The 25,574-nt window shown below is 63.5% G+C and carries 24 protein-coding genes and 1 pseudogene; 15 read left to right on the top strand and 10 right to left on the bottom strand.

The features are described 5' to 3' along the window. Positions 1-5: 5 nt before the first annotated feature. Positions 6-1,130 (top strand): DUF2333 family protein, encoded by a 1,125-nt coding sequence (locus tag NKL04_RS00770; protein WP_023686165.1) that lies wholly within the window; start codon positions 6-8, stop codon positions 1,128-1,130. Positions 1,131-1,442: 312 nt separating this feature from the next. Further along, complete coding sequence (locus NKL04_RS00765; protein ID WP_023699688.1) at positions 1,443-3,122, top strand: formate--tetrahydrofolate ligase; 1,680 nt, start codon at positions 1,443-1,445, stop codon at positions 3,120-3,122. 61 nt (positions 3,123-3,183) lie between these two features. Here the strand turns inward: NKL04_RS00765 and NKL04_RS00760 are convergent, their stop codons facing one another. From NKL04_RS00760 to NKL04_RS00750, 3 genes are all read right to left on the bottom strand, one after another. Continuing rightward, the gene (locus NKL04_RS00760) at positions 3,184-3,861 is read right to left on the bottom strand and encodes a hypothetical protein (RefSeq protein WP_156951418.1); all 678 of its coding nucleotides are present in this window, start codon (positions 3,859-3,861) and stop codon (positions 3,184-3,186) included. Beyond that, positions 3,834-4,481, bottom strand: a complete 648-nt coding sequence (locus NKL04_RS00755; RefSeq protein WP_023699690.1) for a hypothetical protein — start codon at positions 4,479-4,481, stop codon at positions 3,834-3,836. Before NKL04_RS00755 ends, NKL04_RS00760 begins: the two co-directional genes overlap by 28 nt. Positions 4,482-5,002: 521 nt before the next feature. Beyond that, complete coding sequence (locus NKL04_RS00750; protein WP_023686167.1) at positions 5,003-5,641, bottom strand: isochorismatase family protein; 639 nt, start codon at positions 5,639-5,641, stop codon at positions 5,003-5,005. 123 nt (positions 5,642-5,764) lie between these two features. Between NKL04_RS00750 and NKL04_RS00745 the strand changes: the two genes are divergently transcribed. Beyond that, positions 5,765-6,760, top strand: a complete 996-nt coding sequence (locus NKL04_RS00745) for a GlxA family transcriptional regulator (RefSeq protein WP_023699691.1) — start codon at positions 5,765-5,767, stop codon at positions 6,758-6,760. A gap of 15 nt (positions 6,761-6,775) precedes the next feature. Here the strand turns inward: NKL04_RS00745 and NKL04_RS00740 are convergent, their stop codons facing one another. Beyond that, positions 6,776-7,333: a sugar O-acetyltransferase gene (locus NKL04_RS00740; RefSeq protein WP_023695826.1), complete on the bottom strand. Its 558-nt coding sequence runs from the start codon at positions 7,331-7,333 to the stop codon at positions 6,776-6,778. A gap of 154 nt (positions 7,334-7,487) precedes the next feature. On the opposite strand from NKL04_RS00740, the gene NKL04_RS00735 reads away from it, so the two are divergent. From NKL04_RS00735 to NKL04_RS00720, 4 genes are all read left to right on the top strand, one after another. Then, on the top strand, positions 7,488-7,949 hold the full coding sequence (locus tag NKL04_RS00735) for a membrane protein (protein WP_023695827.1): 462 nt from the start codon (positions 7,488-7,490) through the stop codon (positions 7,947-7,949). Then, the gene (locus NKL04_RS00730) at positions 7,946-9,337 is read left to right on the top strand and encodes an FAD-containing oxidoreductase (protein ID WP_023699692.1); all 1,392 of its coding nucleotides are present in this window, start codon (positions 7,946-7,948) and stop codon (positions 9,335-9,337) included. Before NKL04_RS00735 ends, NKL04_RS00730 begins: the two co-directional genes overlap by 4 nt. A gap of 115 nt (positions 9,338-9,452) precedes the next feature. After that, positions 9,453-10,631: an MFS transporter gene (locus NKL04_RS00725; protein WP_023695829.1), complete on the top strand. Its 1,179-nt coding sequence runs from the start codon at positions 9,453-9,455 to the stop codon at positions 10,629-10,631. Positions 10,632-10,722: 91 nt separating this feature from the next. Further along, positions 10,723-11,778, top strand: coding sequence for a succinylglutamate desuccinylase/aspartoacylase family protein (locus tag NKL04_RS00720; RefSeq protein ID WP_023695830.1), 1,056 nt, complete (start codon positions 10,723-10,725; stop codon positions 11,776-11,778). Position 11,779: 1 nt separating this feature from the next. On the opposite strand, the gene NKL04_RS00715 is transcribed toward NKL04_RS00720, so the two are convergent. Beyond that, on the bottom strand, positions 11,780-12,550 hold the full coding sequence (locus NKL04_RS00715) for an isocitrate lyase/PEP mutase family protein (protein ID WP_023699693.1): 771 nt from the start codon (positions 12,548-12,550) through the stop codon (positions 11,780-11,782). 321 nt (positions 12,551-12,871) lie between these two features. Here NKL04_RS00715 and NKL04_RS00710 point away from each other — a divergent pair, with 321 nt between their 5' ends. Together NKL04_RS00710 and NKL04_RS00705 are read left to right on the top strand one after the other, a co-directional pair. Next, complete coding sequence (locus NKL04_RS00710; RefSeq protein WP_023699694.1) at positions 12,872-15,061, top strand: anthranilate synthase; 2,190 nt, start codon at positions 12,872-12,874, stop codon at positions 15,059-15,061. A gap of 24 nt (positions 15,062-15,085) precedes the next feature. Further along, positions 15,086-16,014, top strand: a pseudogene (locus NKL04_RS00705) (cation diffusion facilitator family transporter). A gap of 258 nt (positions 16,015-16,272) precedes the next feature. Here NKL04_RS00705 and NKL04_RS00700 read toward each other — a convergent pair. After that, positions 16,273-16,983, bottom strand: coding sequence for a DUF4272 domain-containing protein (locus tag NKL04_RS00700; protein WP_245271334.1), 711 nt, complete (start codon positions 16,981-16,983; stop codon positions 16,273-16,275). Positions 16,984-17,006: 23 nt separating this feature from the next. Then, positions 17,007-18,098, bottom strand: a complete 1,092-nt coding sequence (locus NKL04_RS00695) for a hypothetical protein (RefSeq protein WP_023699697.1) — start codon at positions 18,096-18,098, stop codon at positions 17,007-17,009. A 99-nt stretch (positions 18,099-18,197) separates the two neighbouring features. Here NKL04_RS00695 and NKL04_RS00690 point away from each other — a divergent pair, with 99 nt between their 5' ends. The 5 genes from NKL04_RS00690 to NKL04_RS00670 all read left to right on the top strand — a co-directional run bounded on the left by NKL04_RS00690 (position 18,198) and on the right by NKL04_RS00670 (position 21,834). Next, positions 18,198-18,626: a DsrE family protein gene (locus NKL04_RS00690; protein WP_023699698.1), complete on the top strand. Its 429-nt coding sequence runs from the start codon at positions 18,198-18,200 to the stop codon at positions 18,624-18,626. A 73-nt stretch (positions 18,627-18,699) separates the two neighbouring features. Further along, a complete protein-coding gene (locus NKL04_RS00685) occupies positions 18,700-19,479 on the top strand; it encodes an SDR family NAD(P)-dependent oxidoreductase (RefSeq protein WP_023699699.1) in 780 nt (259 codons plus the stop codon). Positions 19,480-19,558: 79 nt separating this feature from the next. Continuing rightward, complete coding sequence (locus NKL04_RS00680) at positions 19,559-19,867, top strand: putative quinol monooxygenase (protein ID WP_023691624.1); 309 nt, start codon at positions 19,559-19,561, stop codon at positions 19,865-19,867. 80 nt (positions 19,868-19,947) lie between these two features. Continuing rightward, complete coding sequence (locus NKL04_RS00675; protein WP_023699700.1) at positions 19,948-21,036, top strand: AbrB family transcriptional regulator; 1,089 nt, start codon at positions 19,948-19,950, stop codon at positions 21,034-21,036. A gap of 45 nt (positions 21,037-21,081) precedes the next feature. Next, a complete protein-coding gene (locus tag NKL04_RS00670; protein WP_023669968.1) occupies positions 21,082-21,834 on the top strand; it encodes an SDR family NAD(P)-dependent oxidoreductase in 753 nt (250 codons plus the stop codon). A gap of 56 nt (positions 21,835-21,890) precedes the next feature. Here the strand turns inward: NKL04_RS00670 and NKL04_RS00665 are convergent, their stop codons facing one another. Then, positions 21,891-22,838: a LysR family transcriptional regulator gene (locus NKL04_RS00665; protein WP_023699701.1), complete on the bottom strand. Its 948-nt coding sequence runs from the start codon at positions 22,836-22,838 to the stop codon at positions 21,891-21,893. A 95-nt stretch (positions 22,839-22,933) separates the two neighbouring features. On the opposite strand from NKL04_RS00665, the gene NKL04_RS00660 reads away from it, so the two are divergent. Further along, positions 22,934-24,469 (top strand): MFS transporter, encoded by a 1,536-nt coding sequence (locus NKL04_RS00660; protein ID WP_352723123.1) that lies wholly within the window; start codon positions 22,934-22,936, stop codon positions 24,467-24,469. A 10-nt stretch (positions 24,470-24,479) separates the two neighbouring features. On the opposite strand, the gene NKL04_RS00655 is transcribed toward NKL04_RS00660, so the two are convergent. Both NKL04_RS00655 and NKL04_RS00650 read right to left on the bottom strand, forming a co-directional pair. Then, on the bottom strand, positions 24,480-24,794 hold the full coding sequence (locus NKL04_RS00655; protein ID WP_031208974.1) for a nuclear transport factor 2 family protein: 315 nt from the start codon (positions 24,792-24,794) through the stop codon (positions 24,480-24,482). Beyond that, positions 24,794-25,570, bottom strand: a complete 777-nt coding sequence (locus NKL04_RS00650; protein ID WP_352723119.1) for an esterase family protein — start codon at positions 25,568-25,570, stop codon at positions 24,794-24,796. Before NKL04_RS00650 ends, NKL04_RS00655 begins: the two co-directional genes overlap by 1 nt. Between the last annotated feature and the right edge of the window lie 4 nt (positions 25,571-25,574).

Below are 25,574 nucleotides of genomic sequence, written 5' to 3'. Positions count from 1 at the left end.
GAGCCATGCTTGATCCGATCGTGAATTTCTTCACCCGCATCTTCCAATGGATCGGCCGCGGCATCGGCCTCGTCATCGGCGCGATCCTGTGGCCGTTCCTCTGGGCTGGGCGCTGGTATACGCAGCGCGGCTGGATCCTGAAGGCTGTGGTCGGCCTCGCGCTTCTGGTGTTGATCGGCCTCTACGCCAATTTCTTCTACGCCACCCAGTGGTGGAACAAGTTCGATCCCAACTACGTCGACAAATACACCTTCGAGAACCGCAACATTTCCGCCGGCGAACAGGTCGCCGCCGGCGCCGGCACCGACACCGCCAAGACCTGCGGCAATTCGGGCATCGCCCAGGTGGCGGCCGACCTGACGGACTTCAACGTCAACCAGAATGCCTGGATCTCGTCGATGATCCTCTACAAACTCGGCCTGTTCGGCATCGACTGGGACAACACGCCGTTCATGGACAACAAGGCCTCGTTCCAGCGCGGCATCAACCAGGCGGTGCGGCGCACCGCCACCGAGCTTGCCGACAATCTCGGGCGTGTTCGCACCACATCGCAGATCGACGGCGACCTGCAGGATGCGCGCGGCAATCTGCAGTTCGACGAGGAGACCTGGTATTTCGGCCTCAACCCGTTCGGCCCCAAGACGCCGACGCCGAGCTATTATCGCGATGCCGTCACCAAGCTGCGCTCCTTCAACGCCCGCCTCGGCAGCTGCCAGGCGACGTTCGATGCCCGCGCCGACAATCTGAAGCAGTATATCGACCGCATCTCCTCCGACATCGGTTCCACCTCCGCGATCCTCAAGGAGCGCGCCGAAAACCATAACAATGGCTGGTTCGACTTCCGCGCCGACGACCGCTTCTGGTTCGCCTATGGCCAGCTCTATGCCTATTACGGCCTGATGAAGGGCGCCCAGGCCGACTTCGAGGACGTCATCAAGGAAAAGCATCTCGGCAATCTGTGGGACACGATGGATGCGCAATTCGTCTCGGCCCTGCGCATCCAGCCCTTCATCATCGCCAATGGCCGCGAGGATGGCTGGATCATGCCGACGCACCTGACGACGATGGGTTTCTACGTGCTTCGCGTGCGCTCCAACATGGTCGAGATCAGCAACGTCCTGACTCAGTAGCGTCCACAGCTTTCCCGGCGAGCGATGGCGAATTTGCGCCGTCGCCTCTGTCGCATTCCGTGCATTGGGCGGCTGTTTTGAGACGGCGGAACGTCGCGTCCTCTGGCTTCTATACGGCGCGGCAACGGAGCCAGGAAGAACCGGCGACAGGTCGGCCGGCCGCGGAGACACTTTCTTCATAGGAAACATAGTTGCATGCAAGTTGACGCCGCGGGAGCGACAGGGTTAGAACATGCCCGCGCCCGGGTTCAACATGCCTGCGAGTGAGATCAAACCCGTCCCCTCCACCGTCCAATCCGAAGGAAAGCCGTCATGGCCGAAGTGAAGTCCGACATCGAGATCGCGCGCGGCGCCAAGAAAAAGCAGATCCAGGAGATCGGCCAGAAGATCGGCATCCCGACCGAGCACCTTTTGCCCTACGGCCACGACAAGGCGAAGATTTCGGCCGAATTCATCAAATCGGTGAAGGGCAACAAGGACGGCAAGCTGATCCTCGTCACCGCCATCAACCCGACGCCGGCCGGCGAAGGCAAGACGACCACCACCGTCGGCCTTGGTGACGGTCTGAACCGCATCGGCAAGAAGGCGATCGTCTGCATCCGCGAGGCTTCGCTCGGCCCGAATTTCGGCGTCAAGGGCGGTGCTGCCGGCGGCGGCTACGCGCAGGTCGTGCCGATGGAGGACATGAACCTCCACTTCACCGGCGACTTCCACGCCATCACCACGGCGCACAACCTTCTGTCGGCGCTGATCGACAACCACATCTACTGGGGCAATGAGCTCGGCATCGACACCCGCCGCGTCGCCTGGCGCCGCGTCATGGACATGAACGACCGGGCGCTGCGCGAAATCATCTGCTCGCTCGGCGGCGTCGCCAACGGCTATCCGCGCGAGGCCGGCTTCGACATCACCGTCGCCTCGGAAGTCATGGCTATCCTGTGCCTTTCCACCGACCTCAAGGATCTGGAAAAGCGCCTTGGCGACATCATCGTCGCCTACCGCCGCGACAAGACGCCGGTCTATGCCCGCGACCTCAAGGCCGACGGCGCCATGGCGGTGCTGCTGAAGGACGCCATGCAGCCAAACCTGGTGCAGACGCTGGAAAACAACCCGGCCTTCGTCCATGGCGGTCCGTTCGCCAACATCGCGCATGGCTGCAACTCGGTGGTCGCCACCACCACGGCGCTGAAGCTCGCCGACTACGTCGTCACCGAAGCCGGCTTCGGCGCCGACCTCGGAGCCGAAAAATTCTTCGACATCAAGTGCCGCAAGGCGGGTTTGAAGCCGGCGGCTGCCGTCATCGTCGCCACCGTGCGCGCCATGAAGATGAATGGCGGCGTCAAGAAGGAAGACCTCGGCAAGGAAAACATCGAGGCAGTCAAGAAGGGCTGCCTCAATCTGGGCCGCCACATCGAGAATGTGAAACAGTTCGGCGTGCCTGCGATCGTGGCGATCAATCATTTCACCACCGATACCAAGGTGGAAATCCAGGCGATGAAGGATTTCGTCGCCTCGCTCGGCGCCGAGGCGATCCTGTGCAAGCATTGGGCCAATGGCTCTGCCGGCATTGAGGAGTTGGCGCGCAAGGTCGTCGAGATCGCCGAATCCGGCGCCTCGCAGTTCGCGCCGCTCTATCCCGACGCAATGCCGCTGTTCGAGAAGATCAACACCATCGTCCAGCGCATCTATCGCGGCGACGAGGCGATCGCCGACAAGTCGGTGCGCGACCAGCTGCATGCCTGGGAGCAGGCCGGCTACGGGCACCTGCCGGTCTGCATGGCCAAGACCCAATATTCCTTCTCGACCGACCCGAACCTGCGCGGCGCGCCGACCGGGCACACCGTGCCGGTGCGCGAGGTCAGGCTTTCGGCGGGCGCCGGCTTCGTCGTCGTCATCTGCGGCGAGGTCATGACCATGCCCGGCCTGCCCAAGGCGCCGTCCTCGGAAAAAATCTTCCTCAACGAGGCCGGCCAGATCGAAGGCCTGTTCTGAGATTTGTCTCGACAACCAAGGGCGCCGCAGCCATGCGGCGCCCTTTTGCTTGCCGGGCTTCTCACGCCACTGTCGAGGACCCGAACTTCTTGATCCCGGCGACCGACATGCTGACGAACTGGTCGAGAATGGTGAAGAAGATATCCAGACTGAACCCAAACAGGAAGGAGAAGGTGAAGAGGCTGAAGCCTATTCCCGAAGCCTCCTCTCCAAGCTTGGTGCCCGGTGCTACAAACCAGGCAAGCACCATGCCGGCCAGCGCCCCCAGTGCGATCCTGTGGATCAGCCGCGACAGCGGTGGATTGGGCAGCAGCGGATTGAGGATCATCCGCATGTGAAACATGATGGCTCCGAGCGCGCCGTAGAAGGCTGGGAGTATCCACAAGGCATATGGGCTGAGAACCTCGTCCAGCGTCTTTATCTGCGCGGTCAGCGTGTAGATCGAGTTCGGCGCGATCGTGATCACTCCGTCGCACTGCAGGCTGCGCGTTGCCTCGTCGAAATCGGCATTCACGTCCGTCACTTTTTCCGAAGACGTACCTTCAAGATTGTTCGGGTTTTTCTTTTCGGTGTTTATCTGCGCGCAATAGGCATCCGGCTGATTGGGGAGCTCCTTGAGCTTGTCTGGAGGCGTGGATTTACTCACCCCCAGCGGCTGGTCACAGAACTGGTCTATGGCACCTTGCTGGGAATACTGAGCCTGGCCCGCCGCTACGAATAAAATTTGCAGTACATCCATTGCATTCCCCAGATCGGGAATTGCGCGTCCTCAGTCATGAACCCTTGCGCTCTTCTCACCAGGGAGGAAAAGCGCTGGTCGAGAGCGTGAAGGCTATCTTCCGAATTGTAATAGGCGTCCTTCAGAAGCGTCAGATCCGTGGTCGAAGCCTGCTCGGACGATGCCGAGCTCAGTTGTTTCTTCGTCGCCCCAACCTGGCGTATCGCCTGTCCGAACCGTGCGCTGAAATCATTGTTGTCGATTTCTATGAGTTCGGAGTTTATCGCGACTCCCTTGTTGTAAATGTACGTCAATCTTCCGGTTACAACCATGAAAAGCACGGAAAGAGCCACGAGAAAGTACGTCGCCAGCGCGGTCTTGCGCGACATGTCACCGGGCGACCAGCCCGATCGCAGTGCCGCCAGGGTGGCAAATGGCACGGTGCCGGAACAATCGTTGAAAACCGTCTGAAGATTGACGACCTCAGGCTGGCTGGCCGTCGCATCGTCGAGCTTTTCGGCATTGCCGATGGCCGCAAACAGGGAACTGTCCTTGAACACACCGTAGCGGCCGTAGTTGGCGACCAGCTTGGCGTCCGCGATGAGTCCAGAAACGAGAGGGTCGGCCGGTGTCGTCGTCATCGTGAAATCCCCCCGCCTGACGACTACCCTAGATAGCCCGGCACATAGCCGTATTGCGACGGGCACCCGCACGGATATCCGGGCGGGCCGGGCGGCTGCGCCCAGCACCAGAAGGATTGAGTGAAGCAGATCGTCCCCGGCGCGTGCGAAGGGACCTGGGCGAAAGCGGGCCATGGCAAGAGTGCCGCGGCACCAGCCAAGGCGAGAACGACTGTAGTTCGTGCAATTCGCGCTTTCACTTGTTTCTCCCGGGGAAGTCTACCCCGTCCCACCCCTTGATCCAGATATACCGTTCCTCGGAGAGAGGCCTTCGTCTGTGAAAGACTTCACTCTGTTCTCCAGTTCCCCATCCTGAGATAGAGCCCGATCTGAGTTTCTTGCGTTTAGCCGGCTCATCATCCCGAAAGTGAATGGGCCCAGCCGAAAAGACTTCCAAACGAGGCCACGCCCCGGTGTTCGTGATCAGGAACGCCAAGGGGCGCCGCAGACTGCGGCGCCCCTGTTCCTTCTCGGCAATTTGCCTATGCAGCGTTGCGCGCCAGCGCGCGCTGGTTGGACGCATAGGGCGTGTCGCGTTCGGGCAAAGCACCGGTCTTCAGGCAATCGATCCATTCGGCGGTCTTGAGCACGGCCGCAAAGCGCGACTGCAGGATGATGGACACCACGCGGTGGATCTCCTCGGCCGAGGCGTAGCCGGCGCTGTTGGCGTAAGGCAGCGAACCGGTGGCGTCGGACAGGAACTCGACCGCAAAGCCGACATGCGCGGCGTGGATGATGCTCGACAGGTCGCAATTATGCGTCATGTAGCCGATCACCGTTATCGTATCGATGGTATTGGCGCGCAGCCACGCCTCGAGGTCGGTGCCGGCAAAGGCGCTAGGCAGTGACTTCTCGACATAGTGGTCGCGGCTTCGCCGGGCGATCTCGGGATGCAGTTCGCCGCCATGGCTGCCCTTGGCGAAGACTGGCGAGGTCTCGGGCGCCATCTGCTTGACGACCACCACCTTCACGCCGGCCGCAGCGGCGGCATCCATAGCGCGCGCGACATTGACGACGCTGTCGCGGAACGGCGGACACTGGATGGCGAGGTTGCCGCCATCATAATCGTTCTGGACATCGATAACGATGAGTGCGCGGCGTGGCGTGATATTGGCGGACATGGTGTTCTCCTTCGAGCTCGAATGGGACAGGAAATAGGCGAATCGCCCGACTGCCAAAAGTGGCCCGATTGACATCAGTCGAAAGAATTGGGACAATCCGCTTTTCGCTTGCTGGAAACACGCATGGCCGACCCGATCATTGCCGTTCTCGCCTTTGACGGCATCAGCCCGTTCCACCTCTCCGTGCCGTGCGTGGTGTTCGGCACCGACCGCACCATGCTTGGCCTGCCGCGTTTCGACTTTCGCGTCTGCGCGCTCGACGATGGAGCGATCCACACCGATGCCGGGCTGACCATCGCGGTGCCGTATGGCCTTTCCGCATTCGACGATGCCGACATCGTCATCGTTCCGAGCTGGAAGGATCTCGAGGCCCCACTTCCGCCGCCGCTCCTGGCAGCGCTCACCCACGCGCACCGGCGCGGTGCGCTGATCGTCGGCCTCTGTCTCGGCACCTTCGCCATTGCCGCCGCCGGGCTGCTTGCGGGCCGGCGTGCGACGACACATTGGGCCTCCACCGACCGGTTGCAGGCATTGTACCCGGACATCGAAGTCGACGCCGACGTGCTCTATGTCGACGACGGCGACATCGTCACCTCGGCCGGCGTCGCCGCCGGGCTCGACTGCTGCCTGCACATTGTGCGCGCGCGCTATGGCGCAGAGGTAGCGCTGCGGCTGGCAAGGCACATTGTACTGTCGCCGCACCGGCAGGGTGGGCAGGCGCAGTTCATCGAGCGCCCGCTGGCGAAAACCCCGGCCACCGACCGCTTCACCCTGGCGCTGGACACGGTGCGGGCAACGCTCGGACAAACGCACAACCTCGACCGCGTCGCGGAGGCCGCGGGCCTGACTCGGCGCACTTTCACCCGCCGTTTCCAGAAATCGATCGGCACCAGCTTTGGCGAATGGTTGGCCGGCCAACGCACCGAACTGGCGCAACGGCTGCTGGAGGCGACGGAAAAATCGATGGACATGGTGGCCTTCGAAGCCGGCTTCGGCAGCGCCACCTCGCTGCGCCAGCATTTCGCCGCACGGCTCAAGACGTCACCGGCCCAATACCGGCGTGAATTCTCGCGGCGAGCCGGTCCGGACGAGCGCATGGCACGTACGGCTTCATACTGACCGCCCACGACGAGTTCAGCCCCGCTTGACCGCCCGCGCCGGATTGCCGACCACTGTGGTGTTGTCAGGCACGTCGCGCGTCACCACCGCGCCGGCGCCGACTATGGCGCCATCGCCGATGCTAATGCCGCCGAGGATGATGGCGCTGCCGCCGATCCAGGCGTCATTGCCAATGGTGACCGGCCGGGCAATCTCCAGTCCCGCCTGACGGCCCGCGGCCTCCTTGTGGTGCTCGGCGCAGTAGATCTGCACATTGGGGCCGAGAAGCGTCCGCCTGCCGATACGCACCGGCGCGGTGTCGAGGATGGTGCAGCCGGCATTGAGGAAGGCGCCGTCGCCGAGATGGATGTTGAAACCGTAGGCGCAGTGGAACGGCGCCTCAATGCGGCCGCCCTCGCCCGTGCTGCCGAGCAGCACCGACAGCGCCGGACCGATATTGCCGCGTTGCTGGGGCGGTAGCGTATTATGCTCGAACACCGCATCGCGCGCGATCACCCGCAGCGCCTCTAGTTCGTCGTCGATGCAGGTGTACCATTCGCCTGCAATCATCCTTGTGCGTTCGCTATCGGCCATCACAGCGACTCCGTCCCTTCGTCGTGTTCGACTGTTTACCAAAGTACAATGCTCACTGATGGAAGAAGCACCAGTGCCGACTCTGGTCAAACGTTGGACCTATGCTAGCTTGCCCTCGTGGGCCAGTCCCGGGCCTGCTTTCGAGGGGATCGACATGCTCTATTTGCTTGCACTTCTGATCGGCGTCATTGCCGGTCTTCGCGCCATGACCGCGCCGGCCGCGATCGCCTGGGGCGCGTATCTCGGCTGGCTGCCGGTGGCCGGCACCTGGGCAAGTTTCATGGGCCATTGGGCCGCCGTCGGTATCTTCACCATCCTCGCCATCGTCGAACTGGTCACCGACCAGCTGCCCTCGACGCCGAGCCGCAAGGTGCCGCAGCAATTCGGCGCCCGCATCCTGCTTGGCGCCTTCAGCGGCGCGGTGATCGGCGCCACCGCCGGTTCCACCATTGGCGGCCTGATTGCCGGCGCCATCGGCGCCGTCATCGGCACCTATGGCGGCGCCGAAGCGCGCGGCCGGTTGGCCGCCGCCTTCGGCAAGGATTTGCCTGCCGCCCTCATCGAGGACGCGGTGGCGATCATCGGCGGCCTGCTGATCGTGGCGGCGGTGGTATGACTGCCCAAGCCTCAGACGCCAAGACATACGACGCCATCATCATCGGCGCCGGACAGGCCGGCCCTCCTCTCGCCGGCCGGCTGACGTCAGCCGGCATGAGCGTGGCGCTGATCGAGCGCAAGCTGGTCGGCGGCACCTGCGTCAACACCGGCTGCATGCCGACGAAGACCATGGTCGCCAGCGCCTATGCCGCGCATCTGGCGCGGCGTGCCGCGGACTATGGCGTGACGTTCTCAGGCCCTGTCGGCGTGGACTACAAGAGGATCAAGGCGCGCAAGGACAAGGTCACCAATGACTCCCGCACCAATCTGGAGACCTGGATCGCCGGCATGAAGGGCTGCACGCTCTATCGCGGCCATGCCCGCTTCGAATCCGCCAACACGGTGCGCGTCGGCGACGAGCTTCTGACTGCCGAAAAGATCTTCCTCAACACCGGCGGCCGCGCCTCGGTGCCCGACCTGCCCGGCGTCAACGACGTCGACTACCTCACCAACTCCTCAATGATGGACCTCGAAATTCTGCCGCGCCACCTCGTCATCGTCGGCGGCAGCTACATCTCTCTTGAATTCGCGCAGATGTTTCGCCGCTTCGGCTCTGAAGTCACCGTCATCGAGAAGAGTTCGCGCCTGACCGGCCGCGAGGACGAGGACGTGTCGGCGGCCATCCTATCGATCCTCGAAAACGAAGCCATAGAAGTCCATGTCGGCGCCGACGACATCCGCTTTGCCAGACAGGGCAAGGACATCGCCGTGACCTTCTCATCCGGCAAGCCGCCGGCGGTCGGCTCGCATGTGCTTCTGGCACTCGGCCGCACCCCCAACACCGACGACCTCGGCCTCGACAAGGCCGGCATCACGGTCGATCTGCGCGGCTTCGTCACCGTCGACGACCAGTTGCGCACCAGCGTGCCCGGCATCTGGGCGATGGGCGACTGCAACGGCAAGGGCGCCTTCACCCACACCTCCTACAACGACTATGAGATCGTCGCCGCCAATCTGCTCGACGACGATCCGCGCAAGGTCAGCGACCGCATCGAGGCCTATGCGCTCTACATCGATCCGCCGCTCGGCCGCTGCGGCATGACCGAGGCGGCGGTGAAGAAATCCGGGCGCAAGGCGCTGGTCGGCCAGCGACCAATGACCCGCGTCGGCCGCGCCATCGAAAAGGGCGAGACGCAAGGTTTCATGAAGATCCTGGTCGATGCCGACACCAGGGAAATCCTCGGCTGCTCCGTGCTCGGCCCCGGCGGCGACGAGGCAGTGCACTGCGTGCTCGACCTGATGTACGCCAAGGCGTCGGTCGATACGCTGGCGCGCGCCGTGCATATCCACCCCAACGTCTCGGAGCTGTTGCCAACCATCGCCCAGGAGCTGAAGCCGCTCGCCTGACATAGCCCCGCGTCAAGCTCAGCGCTTTCTGCATTGGTGCGTTGCAGCAATGTGCATTGCGCGCGGCAAGGCTTCTCGTTCAGTCTGAATTGAACCGATTCAGTCTGGATTTTCCATGCCTTTGCCGATCCTTGCGCTTGCCATTGCGTCCTTCTGCATTGGCACCACCGAATTCGTCATCATGGGCCTGTTGCCGGAGGTTGCGGCCGATCTCGGCGTGTCGATCCCCTCGGCCGGCCTGCTGGTCACCGGCTATGCGCTGGGCGTCGTCTTCGGCGCACCCATCGTCGCCATGGCCACCGCGCATCTGCCGCGCAAGCCAGTGTTGGTCGCGCTGACGGCGATGTTCGTCGTCGGCAATCTGCTCTGCGCCATTGCGCCCAATTACTGGCTCCTGATGGCCGCGCGCGTCTTCACCGCGTTCGGTCATGGCGCCTTTTTCGGCATCGGTTCCGTCGTTGCCGCCAGCCTGGTGCCGCGCAACAAGCGCGCCAGCGCCATGGCGATGATGTTCGCGGGATTGACGCTCTCCAACATTCTCGGCGTTCCTGCCGGCACCGCGCTTGGCGAAGCCTTCGGCTGGCGCTCCACCTTCTTTGCCGTCGTCGGCATCGGCCTGATCTCTGTTGCCGCCATCGCCTGGCTGGTGCCATCCAATGTCGTCGAACCGAGCGGCGGCGGCCTGCGCAGCGAACTGCGCGTGCTGGGCAAGCTGCAGGTCTGGCTCGCCATGCTGATCGCCTCGCTGGCCTCGGCCAGCCTGTTTGCCGTCTTCACCTACATCAAGCCCTACCTTACCGATGTCTCCGGCCTGTCGACCTCCGCGGTCACCTGGGTCCTGCTGCTGTTCGGCGCCGGCATGACCATAGGCAACATCATCGGCGGCCGGCTGGCCGACTGGAAATTGATGCCGACGGTCATCGGCACGCTGCTTTTGATGGCAGTTCTGTTTGTCGGCTTCATGCAGTACGGCGCGATCGCCAGCGTCGCCATCGGCATCGTCTTCTTGTGGGGACTGCTGATCTTCGTCGTCGTGCCGCCGCTGCAGATCCGCGTCGTCGAAGCGGCTTCGGAAGGGCCGAACCTCGCCGCCACGCTCAACCAGGGCGCATTCAATGTCGGCAATGCCAGCGGCGCCTGGATCGGCGGCGTGGCTCTGTCGGCCGGCGTTTCCTATGCTCATTTGCCGCTGGTCGGCGCGGTGCTGGCCCTGCTGGCGGTCAGCGTAGCCGTTGTCTCGCAGGCGCTCGAAGGATCGGCGCCGATAACGCCGGTTCCGGCCGCCGCCGAATAATTCCATTGCGCCCATGGCGGCGCGAACTGGACCAATCGACAGCCCTTCGGCAAAAGTGCATGTGTTCTGCCTCTTATCCTGGAGGCATCCCATGCAGAAATCGATCGAACGCATCGCCGGCGATACCGAAGGCGTTTCCTACGAATTCCCGGTGTTCCGCTTCGCCGGCGCCGACAAGGCAGCACCTTCGGCCTATCTGCAGGCAGCACTCCACGCCGGTGAATTGCCTGGTGTCGTCGCCATCGACGCGCTGATGCCGGCGCTGAACAAGGCCGAAGCGGAAGGCCGCATCAAGGGCAGCATCACGGTCGTGCCCTGGGCCAATCCGATCGGCCGCGCGCAATATCATTTCGGCGAGCACCAGGGCCGCTTTCATCTCGGCACCCGCAACAATTTCAACCGCGGCTTTCCGTTGCTCGCAGCACCGGACGCCAAGCTTTTGCCCGACACCACGCTTGGCACCCCCGACCAGCGATTGAAGACCCGTCTGGTGCAGCTGTCGCTCGGCCACGACATCGTGCTCGACCTGCATTGCGACGACGAGGGCCTTGCCTATCTCTACGTCCACGCCAGCCTGTGGCCGGCGATGGCCGATTGCGCCGCCGCCATGGGTATCGACGCCGTGGTGTTGTGGAGCGAGGACACCGACGGCACCTTCGAGGGCGCCACGATCATGCCCTACCAGAACGTCCCCGCCAACGTGGCGAAGCTCGACCGCCGCGTTGCCACCACGGTAGAATACCGTGGCATGCTGGATGTCGACGGCGCGCTGGCAAGTTCCGATGCCGAAGGCCTTTACCGGCTGCTGGCGGCGCGCGGCGTCATCGCCGATACGGCCCTTCCCGCACCCGGCGCGTTCAAGGGCCTCGTCGCGCCGCTGGAGAACATCGACATGATGCCGGCGCCCCGGGCCGGCGCCATCCTCTACGACGTCAAGCCCGGCGACCGCGTCGCCAAGGGCGCGCGCCTCGCCACCATCGTCCACACACCGGGCGAGGCCGGCGGCCGCACCGAAGTGCTGGCGCCGCAGGACGGCGTCATCCTGACCCGCCGCTCGCGCCGCATCATCCGCGCCGGCGAGGATCTCTTGAAGCTGGTCGGCGACAAGAAGAGCGCCGACGCGAGGTCAGGCACGCTGGAGGACTGAGCTAACCCGAAATCGCCAGCCGCGCCTTGGCCTCCAGCCATTCGGCCATCTGCCGGTACGGCACCGGGCCGTGGCTCACACGGGCGACACCAAGCTCGGCCAGGCGCTGGCGCGGCGGCACATGCGCCAGCGCGATGATGTTGACCGGCAGCACGGTGGCCTTGCACAGCGCCTCGATCAGACCCTCGTCGCCGAGCCCCGGCGCAAAGAAGCCGCTCGCTCCTGCCTTTTCATAAGCGTGCGCCCGCTCGATGGCCTGGTCGAGCAGCACGCTGTCATGCACATCCGGCTTGGCCTTGAGGAAAATGTCGGTACGGGCGTTGATAAAGGCGGGAATGCCGGAAGCCTTCACCGCCGCCGCTGCCGCCTCGATGCGCTTCACCTGTATGGCGATGTCGTGCAGACCGGCGCCGCCGACGATCTGGTCCTCGAAATTGAAACCGATGGCGCCGGCCTGCAGGGCACGTGTCACCGTCTGGGCGACAGTCACCGGCTCGACGCCGTGGCCGCCTTCGAGGTCCATGGTCACCGGCAGGTCGACTGCCGCCACGATGCGCTTGATGTTGTCCAGCGCCAGCTCCAGCGGGATTTTCTCGCCATCGGCATAGCCGAAGGCGGCTGCCACCGGCCAGCTTCCGGTGGCGATCGCCTTGGCGCCCGCCCTCTCGACGATCTTGGCCGAGCCCGGATCCCAGGCATTGTAGAGAACGATCGGGTTGCCCTTGACATGAAGGGCATGGAACGTGCGTGCGCGCTCGATCTGCTCGGTCATTGCTGTCTTCCCGTCTTTCCGATGTTGGACGAACAGTCTAGGCAGGACCCCAAGCCTTGGCGATGTGCCATGGGCTGCAGAAGCGGCGGCCACAAACAGGCCTTTCAAACCTGTTGCGCATCCGGCTTTTCGCCGCTATGGATTTCGCCCATGAACATGCGCTCGATCAAGACCATTTGGTGGTGGGCTCGCTGACAGCGGCCTGTTCGAACGCGTGCGCGTGAAAATAGAGGGTGGCCGCAACGGAATGTCCGGGCGGCCATTTGTTTTTTCAAAGCCATTCCCGGGTCCGTTGCCCCAACAAGCCATATGGAGACGGCAATGACGATGAAGGCTCTGGAAAACGGCGCGGAAAGCTTCGTGACCGCAGGTGGTGTCACCATCACCCGCGAACGCCACGACAAGCCTTACGCCGGTGCGATCGATGCTTATGTCGACGGCTTGAACTCGCGCCGTGGTGCGGTGTTTTCCTCGAATTACGAATATCCGGGCCGCTACACACGCTGGGATACGGCCATCATCGATCCGCCGCTGGTGATTTCCGCGCGTGGCCGCGCCATGCGCATCGAGGCGCTGAACGGCCGTGGCGAAGTGCTGCTGCCGGTGATCGGCAAGACGCTGGCCGGCATTGCCGAGGTGACGATTGCTGAAACCTCGAAAAAGCTGATCCGCCTCGATGTCGCCAAGCCCGGCCGCGTCTTCACCGAGGAAGAGCGCAGCCGCGTCCCCTCTGTGTTTACTGTGCTGCGCGCCATCACCGCTTTGTTCAAGACCGATGAAGACGCCAATCTCGGCCTTTACGGCGCCTTCGGTTACGACCTCGCCTTCCAGTTCGATCCAGTCGACTACAAGCTCGAGCGCAAACAGAGCCAGCGCGATCTCGTGCTGTTCATGCCTGACGAGATCCTGGTCGTCGACCATTATTCGACCAAGGCCTGGACCGACCGCTACGACTATTCCGGCGACGGTTTTTCAACCGAGGGGCTGCCGCGGGACGAAATCGCCGAACCGTTCAAGACCGCCGACCGCATCCCGCCGCGCGGCGACCATGAGCCGGGCGAATACGCCAATCTGGTGCGCAAGGCGATGGACAGTTTCAAGCGCGGCGACCTGTTCGAGGTCGTGCCCGGGCAGATGTTCTACGAACGCTGCGAGACGCAGCCTTCCGAAATCTCGCGCAAGCTGAAGTCGATCAACCCGTCGCCCTATTCCTTCTTCATCAATCTCGGCGAAAACGAGTATCTGATCGGCGCCTCGCCCGAAATGTTCGTGCGCGTCAATGGCCGCCGCGTCGAGACCTGCCCGATATCCGGCACCATCAAGCGCGGCGACGACGCCATTTCCGATAGCGAGCAGATCCTGAAGCTGCTCAACTCCAAGAAGGATGAATCCGAGCTGACAATGTGCTCGGACGTCGACCGCAACGACAAGTCCAGGGTCTGCGATCCGGGCTCGGTGCGCGTCATCGGCCGCCGCCAGATCGAAATGTATTCACGCCTGATCCACACCGTCGATCACATCGAAGGGCGCCTGCGCGAAGGCATGGATGCCTTCGACGCCTTCCTGTCGCATGCCTGGGCGGTCACCGTCACCGGTGCGCCGAAACTGTGGGCGATGCGCTTCATCGAGCAGAACGAAAAGAGCCCGCGTGCCTGGTATGGCGGCGCCATCGGCATGGTCAATTTCAACGGCGACATGAACACCGGCCTGACGCTCCGCACCATCCGCATCAAGGACGGCATTGCCGAGGTGCGAGCCGGCGCCACATTGCTCTTCGACAGCATCCCCGAGGAAGAAGAAGCCGAAACCGAACTGAAGGCATCCGCCATGCTCTCCGCCATTCGCGACGCCAAATTGGGCAATGCCGCAGGCGCCGAACGCACCACCGCGCGCGTCGGCGACGGCGTCAACATCCTGCTCGTCGACCACGAAGACTCCTTTGTCCACACACTGGCCAACTATTTCCGCCAGACCGGTGCCAATGTCTCGACCGTGCGTTCGCCGGTGCCGGAAGAAGTCTTCGAACGGCTGAAGCCCGATCTCGTCGTGCTGTCGCCCGGACCGGGCACGCCGAAGGATTTCGACTGCGCCGCGACCATCAAGAACGCCCGCGCCCGCGACCTGCCGATCTTCGGCGTCTGCCTTGGCCTGCAGGCGCTGGCCGAGGCCTATGGCGGCGAACTCAGGCAGTTGCACGTGCCGATGCACGGCAAGCCGTCGCGGATCCGCGTCTCCAAACCCGGAATCATCTTCTCCGGCCTTCCCAAGGAAGTGACCGTCGGCCGCTACCACTCGATCTTTGCCGATCCGGTGCGGCTGCCCGACGATTTCATCGTCACCGCCGAGACCGAGGACGGCGTCATCATGGCCTTCGAGCACCGCAAGGAGCCCATCGCCGCGGTGCAGTTTCATCCGGAATCGATCATGACGCTCGGCCACAATGCCGGCATGCGCATCATCGAGAACATCGTTGCGCATTTGCCGCGCAAGGCCAAGGAAAAGGCCGCTTAGAAAACGATGGCGGCAACCGACAACATGGCGGCGATAGCAGCGAAGGCAGCGGCCAGGCAGAGGGTCGCCAGCCTTGCCTTCTGGTCGATTGTCATCGCCTGCGTGGTGCTCGCGCTCAAGCTTGCCGCATGGTACGTCACCGGCTCCGTTGCGCTCTATTCGGATGCGCTGGAGTCGATCGTCAACGTCATAGCCTCGGCCGCCGCCTATTGGGCGGTCCTGGTCAGCTACAAGCCGGCCGACCAGGACCATCCGTTCGGCCACCACAAGGCCGAGTATTTTTCGGCGGTGCTGGAAGGCGTGCTGATCGTGCTCGCCGCGCTTTTGATCCTCAACGAGGTCTGGCGCTCCTGGCAGACGCCGACCCCGCTCGAACAACCTTGGGAGGGCCTGGCGATCAACGGTGTCGCCACCGTCATCAACGCCTTCTGGGCCTGGACGCTGATCCGCGCCGGGCGCAGCGCAAAATCACCGGCGCTGGTCGCCGACGGCCGGCACATCATGACCGACGTCGTGACCTCGGTCGGCGTCTTCGGCGGCCTCGTCGGCGCTATCCTGACCGGTTGGCAGATCCTTGATCCGGCGCTTGCCGTCATCGTCGCGCTCAACATCCTGTGGCAGGGCTGGCACGTCATCGGCTCGTCGATGAACGGGCTGATGGACCGCGCAGTGGACACGACCGAACACATGCACATTCGCGACATCATCTCGGCCAATTGCAAGGGCGCGCTGGAGGTTCATGACCTCAAGACCCGCATCGCCGGCCGCGCCACCTTCATCGAGTTCCACCTGGTCGTCGACGCCGACATGACGGTCGGCGCCAGCCACGTCATTTGCGACCGCATCGAGGACGCGCTGAAGGCCGAAATCCCTCGGTGCGCGTCACCATCCATGTCGAGCCCGACGACGAGGCGAAGCTGCCGAAAGGCACCACTGCTGTGCCGTTTGCTTGAGGAAAAACTCAGGGCATCATCCTCGGGCGAGGATCTGCCGACCTCGCCGGATCGATTGCGCCATTACCGCCATGTGGGTAGCTCGCCAATGGCTACATCCAGGCGTTGATTGCATCCAAATCGGGCAGCGCCTGCTGCTCAAGCGCGCGCCAGCTCGGCCTCGGCAAAAGCGTAGTCAGGCGAACCGTCTAAGTTCGTCAAATCCAAACTCGGCAAGCGAAGTCCGATCCAAGGTAGCACCCGCTTGCGATCGGCTCATCATGTGTCGGTCGAGATGTCATCCCATTCCTGCCCCATATACCCAATCAGCCAATTGAGCGCGTAATGACGTTCGACAACCACGTCTCGTTCCAATCCTGCCGGCGCGGCTTTCCCATTCACTCGCGCATCCATCACAGCCCAATTGTACCGATAGATCAGATCGGCAGCATCGAGAAGCTCGCTTTGCGGGCGCAAATTGGCCCGCTTGAGCAGCCCTTCCGTGTCGAGGTCACGCAACACCGAAACCATACGCGACGCATCGCAAGGCTTGTCTGGACGCTCAAGGTTTTTGAAGACTTGCAACGCCCACAACATTACGAAAGCCCCTTCATAGCGCCAGCTAAAATTTGCGCGATCTTGCTCGGTTGCAACGGGGTTACCGACAAACGCTTGCTCTTTGGGCGTAAAAAACCCTTCGGCTCCAAACTGGCTTATCAAGTTGCTTAAAAGATTTCGATCATTGGTCTCCGCTGTGACGGCCACGATCACCAGTGCGATGGCGCGTTTAACCACCTCGTCCTTCGTTCGTCGCCGACTTTCGGCTTCGGTTTCGATCGTCGGCAAATGGTCGATGAACGGCACGCCCTCCTTCTTCAACTGTGCTGTTGAGGCCGCCTTGCGAGCCTCAGCCTCGCCTTCAGCGTTGGCGGAACCGATGAAGGCCAAGGAAGTCAGAAAACCAAGAAAGCTGCGACGCATCATATTCATTGTCAAATGGCTGCTAAGAGTGACTAAGGCGCACAAGCCGATTGCGGCATTGGCTCCAGCCTGTAGATCTTATCATCCGACTCCGTCTTGCCGCCAGCTTCCTTCGAGCACAGATCAACGATGGCCAGGCTGCTGTTGGGGTTGGCGAGCATCATGGTGCCATTGGCGCCGCGCTTGAGGTAGATTTCCTTCTGGCTGATGTCGCAGGCAAAGTTGCTAATCTTGGAACTCGCCGCACAACGCCACTGGTCCGCCTCGCCCTGGCAGGAATAGGTCTGCGTGACCTTGGCCCCGTTCTCCCTGGTTGTCACGGAAACGCCGATGTCGGCGCCGTCGGGCCAGTTGGCGACATCGCCGCCTGAGGCAAAGGAGGCCAGTTCCACCGGCCCGCGAAAGACACGGATCGACTGAGTCACCTGGTCGGGATGCGAGGAGAGATGCGCAGCATCGTAGTCGCGCCCATAGCAGAATGGCTGGTCCGACTTCAGCTGCTCGCGCAGTGGCGCGCCGAGAGCCGGATCGATCGGGTCGATCTTGGCGAACTCAGCCTGGCAGGTTGCGGCCGGCATCGGGTCGAGGCGGAAATTATCGTCCTCCGAGCCCAGCGCCTGCCGGTCATATTCGGCTTCGCCCAGTTCGTCTTCCGATCCGGCGTCGAGATAGAGATCGGACGAGACGTCGGTGAGGATCAGGCGGCCTTTGTCGTCGAGCTTCAGCGACGCCATGGTGCGGTCGCAGTCCATGCCGCAGCGGACCGGACCTGACTTGCCGTCCTCGGACTCGTGATTGCACCAGCCGCCGGCCCATTGCGGCGCCTTGGCGCCGCGCACCGTGGTGGTGAGAAAACCGTTGTAGGAGGTGTCGGCGTTTGCCGTCGGCTCCTCGTTCGGATGGCTCACCGGATCATGGCCAAAGAGGAAGAAAATCCGCGCCACCTTCTGCTTTGGATGCGCCTTGAGGTGCGCCGCATCATAGACGCGGCCGAAACACGCATCGACGCCATTCGGGCTGAGTTCGGGTAATTTAAGCGCATCGCCGGCAAAACCCGCAAACGCGCCGAGCAGCACGGCGCCAAATCCAGCGCTGGCAACAACCTTCCACTTCCTGAACGCCATGTGACCCCTCCTCGCATCGACAGGACGTAACGTGAATTTATGCTAGTATCATGGCCGCAGCCACGCAATTTGCGGGGAGCGCCAAGCCGAGAGGATGCCATGCGTCGACGCGACATGTTCCGGGCCAGCCTTGCCGGTGCCGCCGGCCTGTTCGGGCTGAGCCGGGCCGCCGCCGCTGAAGACAGACCGAAGGTCGCCTATCACCTCAGCGACCTCGATAAGGTCAACTTCGTGCTCGGTAACATCAAGAACCACTATGAAGGCACCGGCGGCAATGTCGACATCGTGTCGGTCGTGCATGGTCCGGCCCTCGCCGGCTTCAAGTCGAAAGGCATATCGGCGGCGATCTCGGGACGCTTTGCCGGCCTTGTCCAGCAGGGCCTTGAGCCGCATGCCTGCGGCAACACCATGCAAGGCATGGAGATCACGCTTGCCGACCTGCTCGAGGGCTTCCACGCCGCCGACAAGGGCGGCGTCGTCAAGCTCGCCGAACTGCAGCGCCAGGGCTACGCCTATCTCCGGCCCTGAGCCGCCACGGGCTTGAACGTGAAGGCCATGAGAGCCTACGAAGGGTGGCCAAACAGCCCGAAGGAAAGTGCTCATGACCGCGACCACCCTCGTCATCCCCGATCTTGCCGGCAAGGTGGTGCTGGTCACCGGCGCTTCGACCGGCATCGGTGCCGCCCTTGCACTGGCCTACGCCGCCCAGAAATGCCGGGTCGCCCTGCACTACAATTCGAGCCGGGAGGCCGCAGAAACGCTGGCCAAAAACATCCGCGACAGCGGCGGTGAGGTGTTCCTGACACAGGGCGACTTCTCACAGGCAGCCGATGTCGAGCGGGTAGTCGAGGAGAGCGCCGAAACATTCGGGCGGCTCGACGGGCTGATCAACAATGCCGGCGGCATGCTCGGCCGCGTGCCCTATGCGGAGCAGACCGAGGCGCACTACGACGCGGTGATGGACCTCAATGCCCGCTCGGTGCTGACGGCCTCGCGCAAGGCGATGCCATGGCTGAAGAAGCAGGGCGGCTTCATCGTCAACACCTCGTCGATCGCGGCGCGCAATGGCGCTGGCGGCGGCGCCGGGCTGTACGGTTCGGCCAAGGCCTTTGTCTCCAATGTGACGCGCGGCATGGCCAAGGAACTGATCGGCTTCGGCATCCGCGTCAACGCGGTGGCGCCGGGCACCATCGCGACACCCTTCCATGAGCGCTATTCCACCGACGAGCAGATGAAGGGCATGGTCGCCACCATTCCTCAAGGGCGTGCCGGCACGGCCGAAGACTGCGTCGGCGCCTATCTCTTCCTGTCCTCCGATCTCCTGAGTGGTTACATCACCGGCCAGGTGATCGAGGTGAACGGTGGCCAGTTGATGCCGTGAGCCGGCAATTGCATACTGCGTCTCGCAACCATGCATGTCGTGCGCACGTTTGCTGAGGTTGGAAGAAAGGGGAGAGGCAATGTACGGATTGATCGGAAAGATGCGGGCGGCGCGCGGCCAGCGCGACGCGATCATGGATGTGCTGCTCGCCTCGACCGGCGCCATGCCGGGTTGCCTGAGTTATGTCATCGCCCGCGACCCGGCCGATGCCGACGCGATCTGGGTGACCGAAGTGTGGACCGACGCCGCAAGCCACAAGGCTTCGCTGCAGCTGCCGGAAGTCCAGGCAGCGATCGCCAAGGCCCGGCCGATCATCGCCGGCTTCGAATTCCAGGTCGAGACCCATCCGGCCGGCGGTTTCGGCCTGCCCGCCATCAAAAACGAGTGACATCCCAACGGGGGGTCGGGGTCCTGAATTTCTTCCGAGACAGCGTTCGCATTTTTCTCTTCCAGGTCTAAGACCCAAACATGGACTCTTCGCCAGACCGACCGGCCGTCGAACGCATGGCGGGCATGCGTCCGGTCCGACAATGGCTGGTGCTGCTGATCGTCTCGCTGCTGTTCGCCGGCGCGCTGGAATACGCCGCACTGCCGGCGGCCCTGCTGATCGGCCCGATGCTGGCGGCGATCCTTGCCGGCACCAATGGCGCCACGGTGCGCGTGCCGCGGCCGCTGTTCGCCGCCGCCCAGGCCTTGGTCGGCTGTCTGGTCGCGGCGTCGATCTCCACCGACATTTTTTCGGTGTTCTACAAGGAATGGCCGCTGGTCCTTGTCGTGGTGCTGGCGACCCTTGCGGCGTCCAGCCTGCTTGGCTGGTTGATCAGCCGCTGGCGCATCCTGCCCGGCACCACCGCGGTCTGGGGCTCGTCGCCGGGTGCTGCCACTGCCATGGTGCTGATGGCCGGTGCCTTCGGCGCCGATCAGCGCCTCGTCGCCTTCATGCAGTATCTGCGCGTCATCTTCGTCTCGATGACGGCGGCGCTCGTCGCCAAGATGTGGGTCGACACGTCGGGCATCGAGGTACCAGCCATCGTCTGGTTCCCGCTGATCGAACCGGCAGCCTTTGCCGCCACGCTCGGCGTGGCGCTGGTCGGCGGCCTGCTCGGCCGGTTGTGCCGGCTGCCGTCACCCTTCTTCCTCGGCACCTTCATCATCGGCACCATCGTCCATCTCGGCTTCGGCGTGGCGATGCAATTGCCGCCATGGCTGCTGGCGCTCTCCTATGCGATGGTCGGCTGGTCGATAGGGCTGAATTTTACCCGGGCGATCCTGCGTCATGCGACACGGGCGCTGCCGCAGATCGTCGGCTCTATCGTCGTGCTGATCGCCTTTTGCGGCGGGCTAGCCTGGCTGATCAGCCACGTCCTTGGTATCGATCCGCTGACCGCCTATCTCGCGACCAGCCCCGGCGGCATGGACAGCGTCGCCATCATTGCCGCCGCCGCGCAGAACGTCGACATATCCTTCGTCATGGCCTTGCAGTCGACCCGCTTCCTGGTCGTGCTCATCGCCGGGCCGAGCATAGCGCGGCTGGTGGCGAGAGCCGTCAGGGACTGAGATTCAAATATCCAGGGAAGAGGAAAAGTGCCCATGAAACGTCGTGTGAATGCCGTCGATCTCTCAGGCCGGGTCGCCGTGGTGACCGGCGGCGCGCAAGGCATCGGCCTTGCTGTCGCCCGGCGACTGCTGTCATCGGGCGCCAGCGTCGCCATCTGGGATGTGGACGAGACCGCCATGGCGAAGGCCGTTTCCGAACTCGCCCCGCTCGGCCGGGTCGAGGGTTTGCTGTGCGATCAATCGCTGATGGAGGCCGTCGACAGCGCCGCGACCGAAACCGAGCGCTCGCTTGGTCCGGTCGATCTGCTGGTAAACAATGCCGGCATCGCCGGACCGGCAGCGACGGTGGCGGATTATGATCCTGCCGCCTGGCGCCAGATAATCGACATCGACCTCAACGGCGTCTTCTACTGCTGCAAGCGCCTGGTGCCCGGCATGATCGCGCGCAGCTACGGCCGCATCGTCAACATCGCCTCGGTCGCAGGCAAGGAAGGCAATCCGAATGCCGCCGCCTATTCCGCCGCCAAGGCCGGCGTGCTCGCGCTGACAAAATCGCTCGGTAAGGAACTGGCCGGCCACGACATCGCCGTCAACGCGCTGACCCCATCGCCCGCCCGCACCCGCATCCTCGAACAGCTCACTGAGGCCCAGGTCGCCTACATGCTGGGCAAGGTGCCGCGAGGCCGGTTCGTCGAAGTCGAAGAGGCGGCTGCGATGATCGCCTTCATGCTATCGGACGAAAATTCCTTCACCACCGGCGCGACCTTCGACCTGTCCGGCGGCCGCGCCACCTACTGAGAAGCAGAGCTATTCCTCGCTGTCTTCGTTATCGCCGTCGGCCGCGAAGGACTAATTCAAGAGCCGCTCAGCGTCGCGGCAAGCCGGTCGGGAAGGAAATCGACGAAGGCGCGAACCTTCGGCGACAAATGACGATTGGACGGCCACAACAACCGGAACTGGCCGCGGCCGTCGACATGGTCGTCCAGCACCGTGCGCAGCAGGCCGTCACGCAGCGCCTCGCGGACCAGGAAATCGGGCATCGAGCTGATGCCGAGCCCGGCCATCGTGGCGCCCTTCAGCGCCTCCGTGTTGTTGCAGGTCAGCATCGAGCGGACCTGCGGCTCGGCGCTGCCGCCGATGAACGGCCAGCCTTGCAGCTTGCCGCTGTTGGGAAAGCGGAAGCGGATGCCGTAATGGTTCACGAGATCGTCCGGGCGGCTCGGGTTGCCGTGCTGCTCGATATAGGAGGGTGCCGCACACAACAGCAGCCGGAAGGGTGCAAGCGGCCGCGCCACCAGGCGCGAATCCGGCAGGTCGCCGCTGCGGATCGCGATGTCGACGCCTTCGTCGATGAGGTCGACGATGCAGTCGTTGAAGTCGATGTCGAGTTCGATTTCGGGATAGCGCGCCATGAACTCGGACAGCACCGGGAACAGCAAATGATAGGTCACGATCGGTGTCGAAACGCGCAGCCGCCCATGCGGTGTTTCGCGGCTCCGCGACAGCATCGCCTCGGCATCGTCGATGTCGTCGAGGATGCGCCGCACCCGCTCGTTGAACAGCTTGCCCTCTTCGGTCAGGCCGATGCGGCGCGTGCTGCGCTGAAGCAACCTTACGCCGAGATCCTGCTCGAGCCTGGCGACGCTCTTGCCGACGGCCGATGCCGAGATGCCGAGCGTGCGGCCCGCAGCGATGAAGCTGCCGAACTCAGCCGTGCGGGCAAAGGCCAGGAGCCCATTGAGGCGTTCCGTCGCATCTCTCCATTCGAGCGTTTCAGTCCGGTATATCTGGAGATTTAACACTATTTTTCTCGAGGTGTCGCGAGCCTATCTTCCCGTTACGACCGGCGCAGCAAGCTTGCGGCAGGCCGGCGGATCCTGGTTCAGATAGGAAATCCATGACCTCGAAGACCACAAACGGCGCGGTCGCGCCATGGCTTGTCCTGTTGTCGGTATGCCTTGCCGCCATGACAATGCCCTTGACCTTCACCGGCCCGGCCGTCGCGCTTTCCCGCATTGCGGCCGACCTCGGCGGCAGCCCGATCGCGCTCAACTGGGTGACCAACGCCTTCATGCTGACCTTCGCCGCCACCTTGATGGCATCAGGCGCGCTGGCCGACAATCATGGCCGCAAGCGGCTCTTCCTTGTTGGCCTCGCCACCTATGTGCTGGCATCGCTGGGATCGATGTTCGCCCCTGATATCGTCTGGTTCGATGTGCTCAGGGCTGCGCAAGGGCTCGGCAGTGCCGCCGCCTTTGCCGGCGGCGCCTCCGCTCTTGCCCAGGAATTCGATGGGCCATTGCGGCTGCGCGCCTTCTCCTTCCTCGGCACCAGTTTCGGCATCGGCCTCGCTTTTGGGCCGATCGCGTCGGGCCTGCTCATAGATGCTTTCGGCTGGCGATCGATCTTCGTCTTGGTGGCAGTGCTCGCGATTGCAGCCGCTTTGCTCGGCCTGCGCACCATCAGGGAATCGCGCGATCCGGATGCGACCGGCCTCGACTGGGCGGGAGCCGGCACCTTTACGATCGCGCTGGCATCGCTGACCTACGGCGTGCTGCAAGCGCCGCAGAGTGGCTGGACCGATCCCCTGGTGATCGCGCTTCTCGTGGCGGCCGCCCTTTGCTTTGCCGCTTTCGTGGTCGTCGAGCGGCGCGTGCGCCGGCCGATGCTCGATCTCTCGCTGTTCCGCTTTCCCCGCTTCGTCGGCGTCCAGTTCCTGGCGGCCGCTCCCGCCTATGGCTTCGTCGTCCTGCTGGTGCTGTTGCCGATCCGCTTCATCGGCATCGAGGGGATGAGCGAGATCAAGGCGGGGCAGTTGATGATCTGCCTGTCGGGACCGCTGTTGATCCTGCCACTGCTCGCCGGCCAGGTAGCGCGCTGGATCGCTCCGGCAACGATCTGCGGTGTCGGCCTGCTTGTGGCCGCCGGCGGCCTTGTCTGGCTGAGCCTGACACCGCCTGTCGTCGCAGCGCTGGTGGCGCCGCTGATCCTCATAGGCGTCGGCATCGCCCTGCCCTGGGGGCTGATGGACGGACTTGCCGTCGGCGTCGTGCCGAAAGAGCGTGCCGGCATGGCGGTCGGCATCTTCAACACCACCCGCGTCGCTTGCGAAGGCGTGGCGCTGGCGATCGTCATGGCAGTCCTGTCGGGTTTCACGGCAGCCCAACTGGCGGCTCAGGGAACGGCGACTTCCCTGGATGCAACCGCCGCCGCGCAGCTGCTGGTGACCGGCAACATCGGCGAAGCGGCAGCCCGCTTGCCGGGTGCCGGAGCCACGGTCCTGGTCCAGGCCTATGAGATCGCGTTCGACAGGCTGCTGATCGTGCTGGCGGCAATCACCATCGTCACCGCCCTTCTCGTCTTTCTCGGCTTGCGCCGTGGATCGGCGGTGGAACACGAGACCATTGCTCTGCCGGTTTGCCAAGAAGGGTAGCTGAGCCGCGTCAGGAGATGACGAGGCTCGCTATGCGGTGGCCGTCCAGCACGAAGGTCATGTCACCCTCGCCGTTGAAGCCATTGCCTTTCACGGCAATGCGGACGCGGTAGCTGCCCTCGACCTCGGCGATGCGGACAATGCGAAGATTGGACTTCACGCCGATATTGTCCGACTGGTTCCAGCGCGCGATCTGCTGGCGGCCCTGGAAGGACCGCCCCCAGTCGGTCAGGGACGCGTCGGCTGTGAACGTGTCGAGAACGGCTTCGCTATCACCCGCATTGGTGGCCTCGATAAAGCGGCGGATAGGTTCGGGTGTGGCCATCAATCGAGCCGGTGCATCAGATCGTCATCCAGCCAGCGGCCGAAGAAATAGACCAGCTGCTTGTGCCACCATGGCCAGTCATGACTGACATCGCCGCCCCAATAGTCGACCCAGGCGGGAATGGATTTGTCGCGCAGGATCTGTTCCAGCCTGCGCGTCTCGACCAGCATCCGCTCTTCCCAGGCGCCCTGCCCGCAGCAGAAGATCATCCTCAGCGCCTTCAGCCGGGCAAGCAGTTTTGGGTCTACGATGCCGGGCAGATAGTCGAGCGGCGAATTGTAGAAAATGTCGCCTTCCAGCACCTTGCCGAAGAAGTCGCCCGCCGAATAGACGCCCGACAGCGCGATGACGCCGCTGGCGAGTTCGGGAAAGCGAAAGACGAAGTTCGAGGAATGATAACCGCCCATCGAACAGCCGGTGAACAGCGGCTTTAATTTGCGCCCGCCATTGGCTTGCTCGGCGGTCGCCAGAAACTCCGGCAGCGCCTCCTCGCGCACATATCGGAAATAAGCCTCGTGGCGACCGATACGGTGGGCGGCGCCGGCATGCTTGTTGAAGAACGATTCCGAATCGACGCCGTCGACCGCAAACAGCTGGATGCGGCCGGTATCGATGAATTCGGCCAGCGCTCCAACCCCGCCGGAATCCTCGAACTGGTAGAACCGCCCCTGCGACGTCGGGAACACCACCACCGGCCGGCCGGCATGGCCGTAGCGCTTGTATTCCATGTCGCGGCCGAGATTGCCGGAGAAACCCTTGTGATAGGAGATGTCCATCGCG

The sequence above is a fragment of the Mesorhizobium sp. C264A genome (assembly GCF_040324515.1).
Taxonomy (GTDB): Bacteria; Pseudomonadota; Alphaproteobacteria; order Rhizobiales; family Rhizobiaceae; genus Mesorhizobium.
Note: the sequence above shows the minus strand (reverse complement) of the source record. Positions and strands in the feature narration are given on the sequence as shown.

What these genes read in the sequence shown, in the direction of transcription:
- NKL04_RS00715 (WP_023699693.1), bottom strand. Translation starts at nt 12,550, where the DNA reads ATGACCGAGCAGATCGAGCGCGCACGCACGTTCCATGCCCTTCATGTC.
- NKL04_RS00750 (WP_023686167.1), bottom strand. Translation starts at nt 5,641, where the DNA reads ATGTCCGCCAATATCACGCCACGCCGCGCACTCATCGTTATCGATGTC.
- NKL04_RS00685 (WP_023699699.1), top strand. Translation starts at nt 18,700, where the DNA reads ATGACCGCGACCACCCTCGTCATCCCCGATCTTGCCGGCAAGGTGGTG.
- NKL04_RS00735 (WP_023695827.1), top strand. Translation starts at nt 7,488, where the DNA reads ATGCTCTATTTGCTTGCACTTCTGATCGGCGTCATTGCCGGTCTTCGC.
- NKL04_RS00660 (WP_352723123.1), top strand. Translation starts at nt 22,934, where the DNA reads ATGACCTCGAAGACCACAAACGGCGCGGTCGCGCCATGGCTTGTCCTG.
- NKL04_RS00725 (WP_023695829.1), top strand. Translation starts at nt 9,453, where the DNA reads ATGCCTTTGCCGATCCTTGCGCTTGCCATTGCGTCCTTCTGCATTGGC.
- NKL04_RS00745 (WP_023699691.1), top strand. Translation starts at nt 5,765, where the DNA reads ATGGCCGACCCGATCATTGCCGTTCTCGCCTTTGACGGCATCAGCCCG.
- NKL04_RS00655 (WP_031208974.1), bottom strand. Translation starts at nt 24,794, where the DNA reads ATGGCCACACCCGAACCTATCCGCCGCTTTATCGAGGCCACCAATGCG.
- NKL04_RS00675 (WP_023699700.1), top strand. Translation starts at nt 19,948, where the DNA reads ATGGACTCTTCGCCAGACCGACCGGCCGTCGAACGCATGGCGGGCATG.
- NKL04_RS00695 (WP_023699697.1), bottom strand. Translation starts at nt 18,098, where the DNA reads ATGGCGTTCAGGAAGTGGAAGGTTGTTGCCAGCGCTGGATTTGGCGCC.
- NKL04_RS00720 (WP_023695830.1), top strand. Translation starts at nt 10,723, where the DNA reads ATGCAGAAATCGATCGAACGCATCGCCGGCGATACCGAAGGCGTTTCC.
- NKL04_RS00740 (WP_023695826.1), bottom strand. Translation starts at nt 7,333, where the DNA reads ATGGCCGATAGCGAACGCACAAGGATGATTGCAGGCGAATGGTACACC.
- NKL04_RS00770 (WP_023686165.1), top strand. Translation starts at nt 6, where the DNA reads ATGCTTGATCCGATCGTGAATTTCTTCACCCGCATCTTCCAATGGATC.
- NKL04_RS00730 (WP_023699692.1), top strand. Translation starts at nt 7,946, where the DNA reads ATGACTGCCCAAGCCTCAGACGCCAAGACATACGACGCCATCATCATC.
- NKL04_RS00755 (WP_023699690.1), bottom strand. Translation starts at nt 4,481, where the DNA reads ATGACGACGACACCGGCCGACCCTCTCGTTTCTGGACTCATCGCGGAC.
- NKL04_RS00700 (WP_245271334.1), bottom strand. Translation starts at nt 16,983, where the DNA reads ATGAATATGATGCGTCGCAGCTTTCTTGGTTTTCTGACTTCCTTGGCC.
- NKL04_RS00680 (WP_023691624.1), top strand. Translation starts at nt 19,559, where the DNA reads ATGTACGGATTGATCGGAAAGATGCGGGCGGCGCGCGGCCAGCGCGAC.
- NKL04_RS00650 (WP_352723119.1), bottom strand. Translation starts at nt 25,570, where the DNA reads ATGGACATCTCCTATCACAAGGGTTTCTCCGGCAATCTCGGCCGCGAC.
- NKL04_RS00690 (WP_023699698.1), top strand. Translation starts at nt 18,198, where the DNA reads ATGCGTCGACGCGACATGTTCCGGGCCAGCCTTGCCGGTGCCGCCGGC.
- NKL04_RS00760 (WP_156951418.1), bottom strand. Translation starts at nt 3,861, where the DNA reads ATGGATGTACTGCAAATTTTATTCGTAGCGGCGGGCCAGGCTCAGTAT.
- NKL04_RS00710 (WP_023699694.1), top strand. Translation starts at nt 12,872, where the DNA reads ATGACGATGAAGGCTCTGGAAAACGGCGCGGAAAGCTTCGTGACCGCA.
- NKL04_RS00765 (WP_023699688.1), top strand. Translation starts at nt 1,443, where the DNA reads ATGGCCGAAGTGAAGTCCGACATCGAGATCGCGCGCGGCGCCAAGAAA.